Origin of the sequence: Massilia litorea (genome assembly GCF_015101885.1) — a bacterium.
GTDB classification, from domain to species: domain Bacteria; phylum Pseudomonadota; class Gammaproteobacteria; order Burkholderiales; family Burkholderiaceae_D; genus Telluria; species Telluria litorea.
This window is the reverse complement of sequence record NZ_CP062941.1, coordinates 4,051,316-4,066,229: the sequence shown is the minus strand read 5'-3', so window position 1 is coordinate 4,066,229 and position 14,914 is coordinate 4,051,316. Positions and strand designations below refer to the sequence as shown.

The following is a 14,914-nucleotide window of genomic DNA, read 5'->3' as shown; positions in this document are numbered from 1 at the left end:
CAACGAAGACGACATTTCTATAGGAAACGTGCTGGGTGGGAACGCATGGCGCGGGCCAGTTCCTGCGCCACCTGCTGGCGGATCGGCTCCGAAACGTAGCTGCCGATCTCGACACGCGTACCCGGCGACTCAAGCAGGATCAGCTTGCGCCTGCGCGGCAGCGGCGGCTCGATGCGGGTGCGTACCGGGTCGAGCTGGAACTGGCTGCTGCGCCCGGCGTCGATGCGCTCGACGACCAGGGAACCATCCGTCAGCGCGATGCGTTCCACGTCCAGCGCGTGGCGCGCGTAATGCAGCAGGGCCCAGCCGACGGCTGCCATTTCGACGATGGAAAACGCCAGCACGACCCAGATTCCCTGCAGCAGGAAGACCAGGGCGATACCGAAGGATCCGGCGCACAGGAGTGCGTAGGCGCCCGCCGACTGGCGCGGCGTCAGCGAGCAGTTGCGCTTCAGGATCCAGGTATGCGCCATGGCGGGCATGTGTGAGTGACACGGATTGTTCCATTATAGGAGAGGCTGTATTGACGCGCCGCGCGCGAGGGACCGCAGTTGCTACGTAGCCCTCGCGCAACGGCGCCGATCGAGCCTTCGCCAGGGAAGCTGATTTCTGGTAAGATCTCGCCCCTTCTGAGAAAGGCACACATGACGAATGCTTGCGGCGTCGACTTCGGTACGTCGAATTCCACGGTTGGCTGGATCAAGCCAGGGCAGGACAAGCCGGCCCAGGGGGCAAGCGCGCTGCTGACACTCGAAGACGGCAAGGCAACGCTGCCGTCGGTGGTGTTCTTCAATGCCGACGACGAAGAGGTGCGCTATGGCCGCGCGGCCCTGGCCGACTACCTGGCCGGTTACGAAGGGCGCCTGATGCGCTCCCTGAAAAGCCTGCTGGGCACGAGCCTGATGGACGGCCAGACCGAAGTGGGCGGGCGCGCGCTGCCGTTCAAGATGCTGCTGGCCCAGTTCATCGGCGAAGTCAAACGCCGCGCCGAGACCGAGGCGGGGCGTGGATTCGAGCGCGCGGTGTTCGGGCGTCCGGTCTTCTTCATCGACGACAACCCGGCCGCCGACAAGCTGGCCGAGGATACGCTGGCGGAAGTGGCGCGCGGCGTCGGTTTCCGCGAGATCGCGTTCCAGTACGAGCCGATCGCCGCCGCCTTCGACTACGAATCCCAGATCGACCGCGAGGAACTGGTCCTGATCGCCGACATCGGCGGCGGCACCTCGGACTTTTCGCTGGTGCGCCTGGGACCGGGCCGCGCCGGCAAGGCCGAGCGCCGCGACGACATCCTCGCCACCGGCGGCGTGCACATCGGCGGCACCGACTTCGACAAATACCTGAGCCTGGCCTCGGTGATGCCGCTGCTGGGTTATCGAAGCGCGCTGCGCTCGGGCGCCGAGATCCCGTCCAGTTATTACTTCAACCTGGCGACCTGGCATACCATCAACCAGGCCTATACGAGGAAGAGCATCGCCCAGCTCGACGACCTGGTGCGCGATGCGCGTGAACCGGCGAAGCTGGCCCGCCTGCAGGACCTGATCGACGAGCGCGCCGGCCACTGGCTGGCGATGCAGGTCGAGGGCGCGAAGATCGGCTTGTCCTCTCAGCCGCAGGTCGCGCTCGAGCTTGACCGGCTGGCGCCGCCGGAGACCCTGATGGTCGAACGCGCGAGCTTCGAGGCCGCGATCGGCCAGCTGCTCGACGCGATCGACGCCACCGTGCTGCGCCTGCTGGACGATGCAGGTATCGGGGCCGGCCAGGTCGACACCGTGTTCTTCACCGGCGGCTCCAGCGGCGTGGGCCTGCTGCGCGAACGGATCGGCGCGCTGCTGCCCGGCGCACGCAAGGTCGAGGGCGACCTGTTCGGCAGCATCGGCGCCGGCCTGGCGCTGGACGCGCAGCGCAAATTCGGCTAAAAGGATCGCATGTCCATATTTGAACGCCCCATCGTGATGCTCGACTTCGAGACCACGGGTTTGTCGCCCGCCATGGGCGACCGCATCACCGAGGTCGCGGCTTTACGCATCGTCGGCGGGCAGGTCACCGAGCGCTATGTCTCGCTCGTGAACTGCGGCGCGCGCATCCCGGCTTTTATTACGGGTCTCACCGGTATCACCCAGGAGATGGTCGATTCGGCGCCGCCCGCGCGCCAGGTGGTGCCGGAACTGCTCGACTTCATCGGCGGCGATACGCTGTCGGCGCATAACGCCAGCTTCGACGAGAAGTTCCTGCTGGCAGAAGCCGAGCGCCTCGGCCGCGGCTGCGGCCACGATGGCCTGGTCTGCTCCTTAAAGCTGTCGCGCCGCGTGTTCCCCGGCATGCCGAGCTATAAACTGGGCACGCTCTCGCGCCAGCTCGGCATCGCTTTCCGCAGTGCGGCCCACCGGGCCGAGGCCGATGCCGAAGTCGCGGCTGAAGTGCTGATCCATATCGGGCGCCACATCGGCAGCTCCTACGGGTTGTCCCAGGTCGCGCCGGACCTGCTGGTGTCGATCAACAAGCTGGCAGCAAGCAAGGTGCCGACCTGGCTCGGTAAATACGCTGTGGAAAAAAAGACGCGCTAGTTGTTCCGTAGTTGCCTTGTGCGCATTACAATGCCGCCATCATGATGCGTCGCCGACTTGTCCATGTAATGCTCTCGCTGCTTCTGCTGGTCTCCCAGCAGATGGCGTTCGCGCATGCGATGTCGCACTGGACCGGCAAGCTCGGGTCCACGCATCCGAACGCGGCGTTCGTCAAGCTCGACAGCGACAACGACCTCTCCAGCGCCGTCGCAGGGGACCGCAGCTGCAGCGAGTGCCTCGCCTTTGCCCAGATGGCGAGCGCGATCGGCAGCACGCCGCGCCAGTTCGCCCCGCTCGACCTGCAGACCGAACGCATCATCGCGCTCACCACCACCGAGCGCACCCCGCGCACCGTCTGCGTTTTCCATTCGCGCGCGCCGCCTCCCTTCGTCTAGAGACCCGTTTTACCGAGTGGCCTTCCTGCCCGTGCCGGAAGCTGCCCCGCATTCTCTATTCGAAAGAAGGAACACGATGTTCAAACACTCCGTCATGACGGTGGCGATCGCCGCCGCCTTTGCATTGCCCCTGTCCGCCGGCGCCGCCGAGAGCCCCGAGCTGGCCGCCATCCGTGCCCAGATCCAGGAAATGAAACAAAGCTATGAGGCGCGCCTGCAGGCACTGGAGCAGCGCCTGCAGGATGCGCAGGCGGCCGTGGCCGAAGCGCAGAACGCGGCAGCCAGCGCCCAGCAGGCCAATGCGCCGGCCGCACCGGCCGCGCCGGCTCCGGCAGCGCCGACGACGGCCGCGGCCGGCGACAACAGCTTCAATCCGAGCATTTCGCTGGTGCTGGGCGGCACCTTCTCCAACCTGTCGCAGGATCCGAGTACCTACCGTTTCGGCGGCTTCATGCCGCCGGTGGGCGAGGTCGGGCCGGGCAGCCGCAGCTTCAACCTGGGCGAGTCCGAACTGACGATGGCGGCGAATATCGACCCGATGTTCGCGGGCCAGCTGACCTTTGCCCTCACCGGCGAGAACGAAGCCTCGGTCGAAGAAGCGTTCGTACGCACCCGCGAGCTGGGCGGCGGCACGAACGTCAAGGCGGGCCGCTTCCTGTCCGGGGTCGGCTACCTGAACGCCCAGCACAGCCACACCTGGGACTTCGTCGACGCGCCGCTGGCCTACCAGGCCTTCTTCGGCGGCCAGTACAAGCCGGACGGCGTGCAGGTGCGCTGGCTCGCGCCGTTCAACACCTTCCTCGAGGTCGGCGCAGAGGTGGGCAGCGGGCGCAGCTTCCCCGGCAACGACCGCAACAAGAACGGCTTCAACGCCACCAGCGTGTTCGCGCACGCGGGCGACGACATCGGCGACTCCGCCAGCTGGCGCGCGGGCCTGTCGTACCTGCGCACCGGCGCGGCCGACCGCGCCTACGAGTTCGACGGCATCCCGAACGCCTTCAGCGGCAAGTCCAGCATCTGGATGGCGGACGCCGTCTACAAATGGGCGCCGAACGGCAATCCGACCCGGACCAATTTCAAGCTGCAGGGCGAATACATGCGGCGCAAGGAAAGCGGCACGCTGGCCGCGGGAGAACTGGCCGACGCCTACGCGAGCACCCAGTCCGGCTGGTACCTGCAGGGCGTGTACCAGTTCATGCCGAACTGGCGCGCAGGCTTGCGTTTTGACCGCCTGTCCTCCGGCACTCCCTTCATCGGCCTGGTCGACAGCGGCGCGCTGGGCATGGACGCGTTTCCGGCCCTCGTTCGGTATAAGCCACAACGTTCCAGCGTGATGCTCGACTGGAGTCCCTCGGAATTCTCGCGCCTGCGCCTCCAGTTCGCGCGCGACGAAGCGCGTCCGGGCCAGACCGACAACCAGGTCTACCTGCAATACATCATGAGCCTGGGCGCCCACGCCGGCCATACCTTCTAAGGAGAGCAGCATGAGAACCCTGACAAAATCCGTATCGAACAAACTGCTGGCCGCCGGCGCGCTGGCCTTGTCTCTTGCCCTGCCTGCGCAGGCGGCAATCAACGTCCTCACCTGCGAACCGGAATGGGCGGCGCTGACCACGGAACTGGCCGGCGACAAGGCCAGCGTCTCGAGCGCGACCAATGCGCTGCAGGATCCGCACCGGGTCGAAGCGCGTCCGGGCCTGATCGCGCGCACCCGCAATGCCGACCTGCTGGTGTGCACCGGCCTGGATCTGGAAGCGGGCTGGCTGCCGCTGCTGGTGCAGCAGTCCGGCAACGCGAAGATCGCCAAGGGCCAGCCGGGCTACTTCGAAGCCGGCAGCTTCGTCCCGCGCCTGGACGTGCCGGCCAAACTCGATCGCGCCGAAGGCGACGTCCATGCCTTCGGCAACCCGCACGTGCACCTGAACCCGCACAACATCGCCCTGATCAGCGCCCAGCTGGCCAAGCGCCTGGCCGCCATCGACCCGGCGAATGCCGCATACTATGCCGCGCGCCAGGCCGATTTCGCCGGCCGCTGGTCGCAGGCCATGCGCAAATGGGAAACCCAGGCGGCGCCTTTGCGCGGCCTGACCCTGGTCGAACACCACCGCAACATGGAATACCTGATGAGCTGGCTCGGCATGCGCCAGGTCGGCACCCTGGAACCGAAACCGGGCGTCGAGCCGAGTGCGGCCCAGCTGGGCCAGCTGCTGGCCCAGCTCCAGCAGCAGCCGGCGAAACTGGTGCTGCGCGCGGCCTACCAGGACGAGCGGGCCTCGAACTGGCTGTCGCAGCGGGCCCACATCCCGGCGGTCGTGGTTCCGTTTACGGTCGGCGCCGACAAGGAAAGCGGTGACCTGTTCGCACTGTTCGACACCACGGTGCAACGTCTGACGCAGGCAGTGAAGTAACGTGCAAAACTTCGCCCAACACGTCGATTTCCTGATCGTCCTCCCGGCCTTCGTTGCCGGCCTGCTGGTCCTCGCGACCCACATCCCGCTCGGCGCCCAGGTGCTCAAGCGCGGCATCGTCTTCATCGACCTGGCGATCGCCCAGATCGCCGCGCTTGGCGTGATCGTCGCCAGCGCGGCGGACTTCGACCCGCACGGCTGGACCATCCAGATCGCGGCCGGGGTGGCGGCGGTGCTCGGCGCCTTGCTCCTGACCTGGACCGAGAAGCGCTGGCCCGAGGTCCAGGAAGCGCAGATCGGCGTGCTGTTCGTGCTGGCCGCAACCGCCGGCCTGCTGCTGCTCGCACATAATCCGCACGGCGGCGAGCACCTGCAGGACCTGCTGGCCGGCCAGATCCTCTGGGTCAGCTACGACCAGCTGGCGATGCCGGCGCTCGGCGCGGTGCTGATCCTCGCCTTGTTGGCGGCCTTCCGCAACCGTCTCGGGCGGCTCGGCTTCTACCTGGTGTTCGCGCTGGCCGTGACGGCCTCGGTGCAGCTGGTCGGCGTCTACCTGGTGTTCGCCAGCCTGATCGTGCCGAGCCTGGCGGTGCGCCATTATCGCGAGTCGCGCAAGCTGCCCTTCGCCTACCTGGTCGGCGTCGGCGGCTACGCAATCGGCCTGGTGCTGTCGGTCATCCTCGACCTGCCGTCGGGTGCCCTGATCGTCTGGTGCCTCGCGCTGCTGGCGATGCTGGTCTACGGGCTTGGGCCGAACCGTTCGTCGCTGTCCTGAAGCCAGGCAGGCCTCGACTGAAACCCGCCGCGCGCACGCCCGGCGGGTTTTTTTATGGGTCGCGCACCGGCACGATTGTGCCCGGTCAAACCCGCACAGGGTCGCTTTCATTAAAATTTTGTTAATACAAATGAGGCCGCTTGCCACAGGCATTGGCCAACCGAACGCGGCTGACGTTTGTCCAGACGGGGATTCGCATGAACCAGAAGCTCCAGAACGAGAGCCACCAGACCTATCTGTGGTTCCGCGACGCCGCCGAGCGCGGCAATGCGTACGCGCAGTTCAACCTGGGCCTGATGTACAAGAAGGGCAGCGGCGTCGAACGCGACGACACCAGCGCCGTGCACTGGCTGCGCCTGGCGGCGGGCCAGGGCCTGGCCTTTGCCCAGAACCACCTGGGCGCCATGTACTACCACGGGCGCGGCGTCGAGCGCTGCGACCTCGAGGCCGCGCGCTGGTTCCGCCGGGCCGCCGAACAGGGCGACGCCTCGGCCCAGCAGAACCTGGGCCACATGTTCCGCCAGGGGCGCGGCATGGCGGTCGATCCCGAGCGCGCCCTGTCCTGGTATTACCGCGCCGCCGAGCAGGGCATGGCCGGCGCCCAGAACCAGCTCGGCGAATGCTATCTCGAGGGCGTCGGGGCGGCCGTCAATTACCCGCTGGCGATGGCCTGGTTTCGCAAGGCCGCCCTGCAGGGCGAGGCCGCGGCCCAGCTGAACCTCGGCCTGATGTACCAGCGCGGGCAGGGCGTGGACGCCAGCGCCAGCCAGGCCCTGTTCTGGTTCCGCAAGGCTGCCGCCGCCGGCGACCGCGGCGCCCAGCGCGAACTCGGCATCGCCTACGCCGGGGGGCAGGGCGTGCGGCTCGATGCGCGCCGCGCCTGCGCCTGGCTGCAGCGGGCGGCCGAGCATGGCGACCGCGAAGCGCAGTTCCTGTTCGCGACCATGTGCGTCAACGGCAGGGGCGTCGAGCGCGACGAGGCGCGCGCCCTCGAGTGGTATGCGCGCGCGGCCCAGGGCGGGCACATGGCGGCCCAGTACAACCTGGCCAATATGTATGCGCATGGGCGCGGCACCGCGCGCGACCCGGCACGCGCGTTCGACTGGTACCGCCGGGCTGCCGAGCAGGGCGCGCCGAACGCCCAGTTCAACCTCGGCGTCATCTACGCCAACGGCCAGGGCGTCGACAAGGACGAGGTGCGCGCCGCCTACTGGTATCGCCTGGCCGCCGAGCAGGGCGACGCCAGCGCCCAGAACAACCTGGGCGTGATGTACGCCAGCGGCCAGGGCGTGCCCCATGACGACAAGCAGGCCGTCTACTGGTACGAGCAGGCCGCCGAACAGGGCCATGCGCTGGCCCAGTACAACCTGGGCGGCATGGTCGGCAGCGGCCTGGGTGTGGCGCGCGACCCGGTGCGCGCCTACATGTGGATGCTGCTGGCGGCCGAGGGCGGCGACAGCGCGGCCAACGTCAACAAGACCATCGTCGCGCGGCGCCTGAGTCCCGCGGAAATCGGCTGGGCGATCGACCTGTCGCACAAGTGGCAGCTGAGCCATCGCGAGGTGCTGGCGAAACGCGACACCGGGTAACACACTGGCGTTTTCCGCCGCGCCGGGCCGCCCGGGCGGCGCTTCAGGTCGGCCGCACACGCGTCGGGGCGCCTGTATGTACGGGGCAAACGCCGGGTCGCTTCCTGTCGGGTTTCGCGTTATGATTCTTTTCGGCACTCCGCCTTCCTTCCACCGTTTCGAGAAGAATATGCACATGAGACATGCAACCTTGGCCGTCGCCCTGATGACGGTCTTTGGCGCTACGCAGGCAGCCGACCCGGCCACCTGCGCGGCGGGTTCCGCGCTGACCTATCCGGTCACGGCAAAGGTCGCCCAGACCGACAACTACCACGGCACCACGGTGGCCGACCCTTACCGCTGGCTGGAAGACGCGAACAGCGCCGAGACCAAGGGATGGGTCGATGCCCAGAACGCGGTCACGCAAGCGTATCTCGGCCAGATCCCGCAGCGTGAAGCGATCCGCCAGCGCCTGACGAAGCTGTGGAACTACGAGCGCTATTCGGTGCCGTCGAAAGAGGGCGGCCGCTACTTCTACAGCCGCAACGACGGCCTGCAGAACCAGTCGGTGCTGTACACGATGAAGAAGCTGGGCGACACGCCGCGCATGCTGCTCGACCCGAACACGCTGGCGGCGGACGGCACGGTGGCCCTGGCCGGCGTCGAAGTCAGCCCGGACGGCAAACTGCTGGCCTACGGCACCGCCGCCTCGGGTTCCGACTGGAACGAGTGGAAGGTGCGCGATATCGAGACCGGCAAGGATCTGGACGACCACCTGAAGTGGGTCAAGTTTTCGCAGACCGCCTGGACCAAAGACGGCAAGGGCTTCTTCTACAGCCGCTATGACGAGCCGGAAGAAGCGACGAAACTGGCCGGCGTGAACTACTTCCAGAAGCTGTACTTCCACAAGATCGGCACCCCGCAAAGCGCCGACATCCTGGTCTACGACCGTCCGGACGAAAAGGAATGGGGCTTCCGCGCCCAGACCACCGACGACGGCAAATACCTGCTGATCACGGCGACCAAGGGCACGGCGCATAAATACCGGGTCTTCATCAAGGACCTGACGAAGGCCGATTCGAAAGTCCTGCCGCTGGTCGACAACTTCGACGCCGCCTGGGACTTCGTCGACAACGTCGGCTCGACCTTCTATTTCAGCACCGACAGCAAGGCCCCGCGCCAGCGCATCGTCGCCATCGACGTCAACAAGCCGGACGAGAAAAACTGGAAAGAGATCGTCGCGGAATCGGGCGACACGCTGTCGAACGCCCACATCATCGGCAATCGCCTGATTACGGAGAACCTGAAGGATGCGCGCAGCGTCGTGCGCGTGCACACGCTCGAGGGCAAACTGGTGCGCGAGATCGCGCTGCCGGGCATCGGTTCGGTATCGGGCTTCACGGGCAAGCGCGGCGACACGGAGACCTTCTTCTCCTTCACCAGCTTCACCACCCCGACGACGATCTACCGCCTCGACATGAAGAGCGGCAAGACCAGCGTGTTCCGCCAGCCGAAGGTCGACTTTGACCCGAACGCCTATGAAACGCGCCAGCAGTTCTACACCAGCCGCGACGGCACCAAAGTGCCGATGTTCATCGTCTCGAAGAAGGGCATCAAACTCGACGGCAGCAACCCGACCTACCTGTATGGCTACGGCGGCTTCAACATCTCGATGCTGCCGGGCTTCTCGCCGGCCAACCTGGCGTGGATGGAAATGGGGGGCGTCTACGTCGTCGCCAACCTGCGCGGCGGCGGCGAGTACGGCGAAGCCTGGCACAATGCGGGCACGAAGCTCCAGAAGCAGAACGTGTTCGACGACTTCATCGGCGCGGCCGAGTGGCTGGTGGCGAACAAGGTGACCTCGCCGTCCAAACTGGCGATCGGCGGCGGCAGCAACGGCGGCCTGCTGGTGGGCGCGGCCATGACCCAGCGTCCGGACCTGTTCGGCGCGGCGATCCCGATGGTGGGCGTGATGGACATGCTGCGCTTCCACAAGTTCACGATCGGCTGGGCCTGGACCTCGGACTACGGTTCGGCGGACAACGCGGACGAGTTCAAGGCGCTGGTCAAGTATTCGCCGCTGCACAACCTGAAGCCGGGCACGCAGTATCCGGCCACGATGGTGACCACGGCCGACCACGACGACCGCGTGGTGCCGGCCCACAGCTTCAAGTTCGCCGCCACGGCGCAGGCGGCGCAGGCGGGCTGCAACCCGATCATCATCCGCATCGATACCAAGGCCGGGCATGGCGCCGGCAAGCCGACGGCCAAGCAGATCGAGGAAGTGGCGGATCGCTGGGGCTTCCTGACGAAGGCCTTGAAGATGTAAACGCAACAGGCGGCCCGCGGGCCGCTTGAGTGAGGAATGAAACGGGCCGGTGGAATCGTGGGATTCGACCGGCCCGTTGCTATTTAATGCAAGTCTGCTCAACCGACCGAACGCGTGGGCACTGCCCACCCTACGTTACGCAGCCGTTATCGATAAATAGCACCCGAACCGTAGCGCACCGTAGTCCGTAGGGTGGGCACTCCGTGCCCACGCGGTACGGCGCCCGCACCGCGATCACATCGAAAACTAGTCTCCCTCCTACCGGTGCACCACCACCAGCAATGCCTTCGCCTCCGTCTTCCCCACATTCCTGACGATATGGTCCTGGTCCGCCGGATACCGCGCCGTCCCGCCGGCCTTGACCTTGCGCTTCGACGTCCCTACCTCGACCTCGAGCGTCCCGTTAATCACCGTCATATGCTCCTTGGTCCCCGGATCGTGCGCCTGCGAGGCCAGTTCGCCGCCCGGCGCCAGGGTCAGCTCGTACCATTCGTACTGCCCGGCCAGCTCCATCGGCCCCAGGATGCGCAGGGTATAGCCCGCGTGGGCGCCCGGCAGGGTCGGGGTTTCGTGCGCGTCCAGCACCCGGATCGCCTCGACCTCGCGCGTTTCCGAGGACAGCAGTTCGCCGATCTGCACGCCTAGCGCGTTGGCAAGACGCCAGGTGATGGCGATGGTAGGATTCGCTTTTTCACGCTCGATCTGCGACAGCATCGACTTCGACACGCCGGCGATGCGCGACAGGTCCTCCAGCGTGAGACCGCGTGCCAGGCGCAGGCGCTGCAGGGTGGCGCCGACTTCGGGCGGGGCGTTGTTGGTCGGGACCAGGGTTTTCATTGTCGGGACAGATCTAGTAGTGGTGAAATTGCCGGACCTTGCCAAGTTCAACAGGCCGGCGTAATATTCATTATATTGAATTTCAGTTCGAGATACCGAAAACGCGACAGCCCAGTAAATATGCGGGGCAACCGAAGAACGGTACAGCATAGTCCAACCGCCGGTCAAGCCGGCATCCACAGACGAGGTAAGCAGATGAGCGAGCAAGCGAAAAACGCTTTTTACACTGGGCTGCAGCAGAACCTGTCCACCCTGCGCGAGCAGGGCCTGTTCAAGCCGGAGCGCGTGCTCGCCTCGCGCCAGGGCGCGCAGGTTCAGTCCGAAGACGGCCGCACCCTGATCAATATGTGCGCGAACAACTACCTTGGCCTGTCGGGCGACCTGGAAACGCAGAAGGCAGCCGAAGAAGCACTCAAGAAGTACGGCTATGGCCTGTCCTCCGTGCGTTTCATCTGCGGCACGCAAACCGTGCACAAGGAACTCGAGCGCAAGCTGTCCGAATTCCTCGGCACCGAAGACACCATCCTGTACGCGGCGGCTTTTGACGCCAACGGCGGCGTGTTCGAGCCGCTGTTCGACGAGAACGACGCCATCATCTCGGACGCCCTGAACCACGCTTCCCTCATCGACGGCATCCGCCTGTGCAAGGCGGCGCGCTACCGCTACGCCAACAACGACATGGCCGACCTCGAAGCCCAGCTGCAGGCCGCGACCGCCGCCGGCAAGCGCCACAAGGTAATCGTCACCGACGGCGCCTTCTCGATGGACGGCACGATCGCCCAGCTCGATAAAATCTGCGACCTGGCCGACAAGTACGGCGCCCTGACCCTGATCGACGAATCGCACGCTTCCGGCTTCCTGGGCGCGACCGGCCGCGGCACGCACGAGCACTGCGGCGTGATGGGCCGGATCGACATCATCACCGGCACCCTGGGCAAGGCCCTGGGCGGTGCGATGGGCGGTTTTACCTCGGGCCGCAAGGAAGTCATCGAAACCCTGCGCCAGAAGTCGCGTCCCTACCTGTTCTCGAATACGCTGGCGCCGATGATCGCCGGCGCCTCGCTGTCGGTGCTGGACCGGATCTCGAAGTCGACCGAGCTGCGCGACCGCCTGCACGAGAACACCGCTTACTTCCGCAAGGAGATCGAGCGCATCGGCTTCACCATCAAGCCGGGCACCCACCCGGTGGTGCCGGTGATGCTGTTCGATGCGCCGGTGGCGCAGAAATTCGCGGCGCGCATGTTCGAACTGGGCGTGCTGCTGTCGGGCTTCTTCTATCCGGTGGTGCCGATGGGGCAGGCGCGCGTGCGCGTCCAGCTGTCGGCGGCGCACACCCGCGAACAGCTCGACACCGTATTGAAGGCCTTCGAGCAGGCCGGCCGCGAACTCGGCATCCTCAAGAATAATTAATCGAACACTCTGGGAACACACATGGAACGCATCCTCATCATCGGCGCCAACGGACAGATCGGCAGCGAACTGGTCTCCGCACTGGCGGAGCAGCACGGCGCCGCCAACGTCCTCGCCACCGACATCGGCGCCAACAACGTCTACGGCGCCGCGCGCTATGCCCAGCTCGACGTGCTGGACAAGGCGCGCCTGATGTCGCTGGTCGAGGAAGAGGGCGTGACCCAGGTCTACCAGCTGGCGGCGCTGCTGTCGGCCACCGGCGAACAGGCGCCCCTGAAGGCCTGGACCCTGAACATGGATGGTCTGCTCAACATCCTGGAAGTGGCGCGCGCGCGGCTGGAAGCCGGCAAGCCCCTCAAGGTGTTCTGGCCTTCGTCGATCGCGGCCTTCGGCCCGAACACGCCGAGCGAGAACACGCCGCAGTACACGGTGATGGACCCGACCACGATCTACGGCATCAGCAAGCTGGCCGGCGAGCGCCTCTGCGAGTATTACCACACCAAGTATGGCGTGGACGTGCGCAGCATCCGCTACCCGGGCATCATCAGTTTCAAATCGCCTCCGGGCGGCGGCACGACCGACTATGCGATCGCGATCTTCCACTCCGCGCTGAAGGGCGAAACCTACGAATGCTTCCTCGGCCCGGAAACGACGCTGCCGATGATCTACATGCCGGACGCGATCCGCGCCACCATCGAACTGATGGATGCGCCGGGCGAGAAGGTCGTGATCCGCTCCTCGTACAACGTGGCCGGCGTCTCGTTCAACCCGCGCGAACTGGCGGCGAGCATCCGCAAGCGCAAGCCTGGTTTCGAGATCGCCTACAAGCCGGACAGCCGCCAGCAGATCGCCGATACCTGGCCGAAGAGCCTGGACGACAGCCGCGCGACCAGCGACTGGGGCTGGAAGGCCCGCGTCGGCATCGAAGAGATGGTGGCCAGCATGCTCGAGAATATCGACGTCGGCGCCACTGCCTGAACACACACAATAATAAAAAATTAAAGAGACAAACAGATGGACATGAGCGTTTTCGATCTGTTCAAGATCGGTATCGGGCCTTCGAGCTCGCATACGGTGGGCCCGATGGTGGCGGCGCGCCGCTTCCTGCTGGAGTGCGGTCCGCTTGACGCCGCGGTTGGCGTCGAGGCCCATTTGTACGGGTCGCTGGCGCTGACCGGCGTCGGCCATGCGACCGACAAGGCGGTCATCCTCGGCCTGATGGGCGAGACGCCGCAGGATATCGATCCGGATACGGTCGAAGATAAACTCGCCGAAGCGGAACTGGACGGCGTGCTGCGCCTGCTGGGAACGAAGGAAGTACCGTTCTCGATGCGCACGGGCCTCGTCTGGCACAAGGCCTCCAGCCTGCCCGAGCACCCGAACGGCATGCGCTTCGTGCTGCAGCTGGCGGACGGCAGCGTCATCGAACGCATCTTCTATTCGGTCGGCGGCGGCTTTATTACCGCAGCCGGCGAAGCGCAGCGCGCGCAGGAACAGGGCGTCGAGCCGGGCCGCGTGCAGGTGCCGTTCCCTTTCGCGACCATGGCCGAGCTGCTGGCCCAGGGCCGCGCGCACAAGCTGTCGATCCCGCACATGCTGCGCGCGAACGAGCTGGCGCGCATGACCGAGCCCGAACTCGACGCGGGCCTGGACCGCATCTGGAGCGTGATGCGCGACTGTATTGCCCACGGCCTGGTCACGAACGGCCAGCTGCCGGGCGGCCTGAACGTCAAACGGCGCGCCGCCACGCTGTGGAAGCAGGCGCACTGCATCGAGGGCAAGCGCGTGAACGAACTGCCGCATGACGCGACCCACCAGGTGACGCTGTATGCTATGGCGGTCAACGAAGAAAACGCGGCCGGCGGCCGGGTCGTCACCGCGCCGACCAACGGCGCCGCCGGCATCATCCCGGCGGTGGTCCGCTACTACGCCGAAGACTGCCGTCCGACGGACGCGGTGAAGGGCATCCGCGAATTCCTGCTGACTTCCGCCGCGATCGGCATGCTCTGCAAGCGCAACGCCTCGATCTCGGGCGCCGAAGTCGGCTGCCAGGGCGAAGTCGGCGTCGCCTGCGCGATGGCCGCGGCGGGCCTGGTGGCGGCGCTCGGCGGCAGCAACGAACAGATCGAGAACGCCGCCGAAATCGGCATCGAACACCACCTCGGCATGACCTGCGACCCGATCGGCGGCCTGGTGCAGATCCCCTGCATCGAGCGCAACGGCATGGGCGCGATCAAGGCGATCACGGCGGCCTCGCTGGCGCTGAAGGGCGACGGAACCCATTTCGTCAGCCTGGACAATGCGATCGAGACGATGCGCCAGACGGGGGCGGATATGCAGGTGAAGTACAAGGAGACCTCGCTCGGTGGTCTCGCGATTCATGTGGTGACGGTCAACCACGCCGCGTGTTGAGTAGTGGTATTCCGGCATCGCCGATGTGAATCGGCGGCCGGGTATTCGTTGGCACGTACGCGTGGGCGGTGCCCACCCTACGTTGACCGAGGCGTAACGTAGGGTGGGCACCGCCCACGCGTTCACCCTGCGCGCAGCTGCGGCACTTCCGCGCAGCGCCGCCTGTGCAAAACCCGTCCGCACACAGGATTTCCCAGCTCGCACTATAATAAATGG

The 14,914-nt window shown here is 66.1% G+C and carries 13 protein-coding genes; 11 read left to right on the top strand and 2 right to left on the bottom strand.

Annotation, left to right across the window (positions count from 1 at the left end):
* Positions 1-17 precede the first annotated feature (17 nt).
* Positions 18-473 carry a DUF2244 domain-containing protein gene (locus LPB04_RS18345; protein WP_227496469.1) on the bottom strand — a complete coding sequence of 152 codons (456 nt, stop codon included), beginning with the start codon at positions 471-473 and terminating at the stop codon, positions 18-20.
* 171 nt (positions 474-644) lie between these two features.
* Here LPB04_RS18345 and LPB04_RS18340 point away from each other — a divergent pair, with 171 nt between their 5' ends.
* The 8 genes from LPB04_RS18340 (at position 645) to LPB04_RS18305 (ending at position 10,039) form a co-directional block, all read left to right on the top strand.
* Positions 645-1,916 (top strand): Hsp70 family protein, encoded by a 1,272-nt coding sequence (locus LPB04_RS18340; RefSeq protein ID WP_193685934.1) that lies wholly within the window; start codon positions 645-647, stop codon positions 1,914-1,916.
* A 9-nt stretch (positions 1,917-1,925) separates the two neighbouring features.
* Complete coding sequence (locus LPB04_RS18335; RefSeq protein ID WP_193685933.1) at positions 1,926-2,564, top strand: 3'-5' exonuclease; 639 nt, start codon at positions 1,926-1,928, stop codon at positions 2,562-2,564.
* Positions 2,565-2,632: 68 nt separating this feature from the next.
* Positions 2,633-2,959, top strand: a complete 327-nt coding sequence (locus tag LPB04_RS18330; RefSeq protein ID WP_193685932.1) for a hypothetical protein — start codon at positions 2,633-2,635, stop codon at positions 2,957-2,959.
* A 76-nt stretch (positions 2,960-3,035) separates the two neighbouring features.
* Positions 3,036-4,433 (top strand): hypothetical protein, encoded by a 1,398-nt coding sequence (locus LPB04_RS18325; RefSeq protein WP_193685931.1) that lies wholly within the window; start codon positions 3,036-3,038, stop codon positions 4,431-4,433.
* 10 nt (positions 4,434-4,443) lie between these two features.
* Positions 4,444-5,367 carry a metal ABC transporter substrate-binding protein gene (locus tag LPB04_RS18320; RefSeq protein ID WP_193685930.1) on the top strand — a complete coding sequence of 308 codons (924 nt, stop codon included), beginning with the start codon at positions 4,444-4,446 and terminating at the stop codon, positions 5,365-5,367.
* A gap of 1 nt (position 5,368) precedes the next feature.
* Positions 5,369-6,142, top strand: a complete 774-nt coding sequence (locus LPB04_RS18315; RefSeq protein ID WP_227496468.1) for a metal ABC transporter permease — start codon at positions 5,369-5,371, stop codon at positions 6,140-6,142.
* Positions 6,143-6,339: 197 nt separating this feature from the next.
* On the top strand, positions 6,340-7,731 hold the full coding sequence (locus tag LPB04_RS18310; RefSeq protein ID WP_193685929.1) for a tetratricopeptide repeat protein: 1,392 nt from the start codon (positions 6,340-6,342) through the stop codon (positions 7,729-7,731).
* Positions 7,732-7,900: 169 nt separating this feature from the next.
* Positions 7,901-10,039, top strand: coding sequence for a prolyl oligopeptidase family serine peptidase (locus tag LPB04_RS18305; protein WP_193685928.1), 2,139 nt, complete (start codon positions 7,901-7,903; stop codon positions 10,037-10,039).
* Between the two features lie 258 nt (positions 10,040-10,297).
* Here LPB04_RS18305 and LPB04_RS18300 read toward each other — a convergent pair whose 3' ends face one another.
* On the bottom strand, positions 10,298-10,876 hold the full coding sequence (locus LPB04_RS18300; protein WP_193685927.1) for a helix-turn-helix domain-containing protein: 579 nt from the start codon (positions 10,874-10,876) through the stop codon (positions 10,298-10,300).
* A gap of 195 nt (positions 10,877-11,071) precedes the next feature.
* Between LPB04_RS18300 and kbl the strand changes: the two genes are divergently transcribed.
* Genes kbl through LPB04_RS18285 form a run of 3 tightly spaced genes read left to right on the top strand, consistent with a single transcriptional unit; the run spans position 11,072 to position 14,698 of the window.
* Positions 11,072-12,286 (top strand): glycine C-acetyltransferase, encoded by a 1,215-nt coding sequence (gene kbl / locus LPB04_RS18295; protein WP_193685926.1) that lies wholly within the window; start codon positions 11,072-11,074, stop codon positions 12,284-12,286.
* Between the two features lie 21 nt (positions 12,287-12,307).
* The gene (locus LPB04_RS18290) at positions 12,308-13,264 is read left to right on the top strand and encodes an NAD-dependent epimerase/dehydratase family protein (protein ID WP_193685925.1); all 957 of its coding nucleotides are present in this window, start codon (positions 12,308-12,310) and stop codon (positions 13,262-13,264) included.
* Between the two features lie 36 nt (positions 13,265-13,300).
* Positions 13,301-14,698, top strand: coding sequence for an L-serine ammonia-lyase (locus LPB04_RS18285; protein WP_193685924.1), 1,398 nt, complete (start codon positions 13,301-13,303; stop codon positions 14,696-14,698).
* The last annotated feature ends 216 nt before the right edge of the window (positions 14,699-14,914 follow it).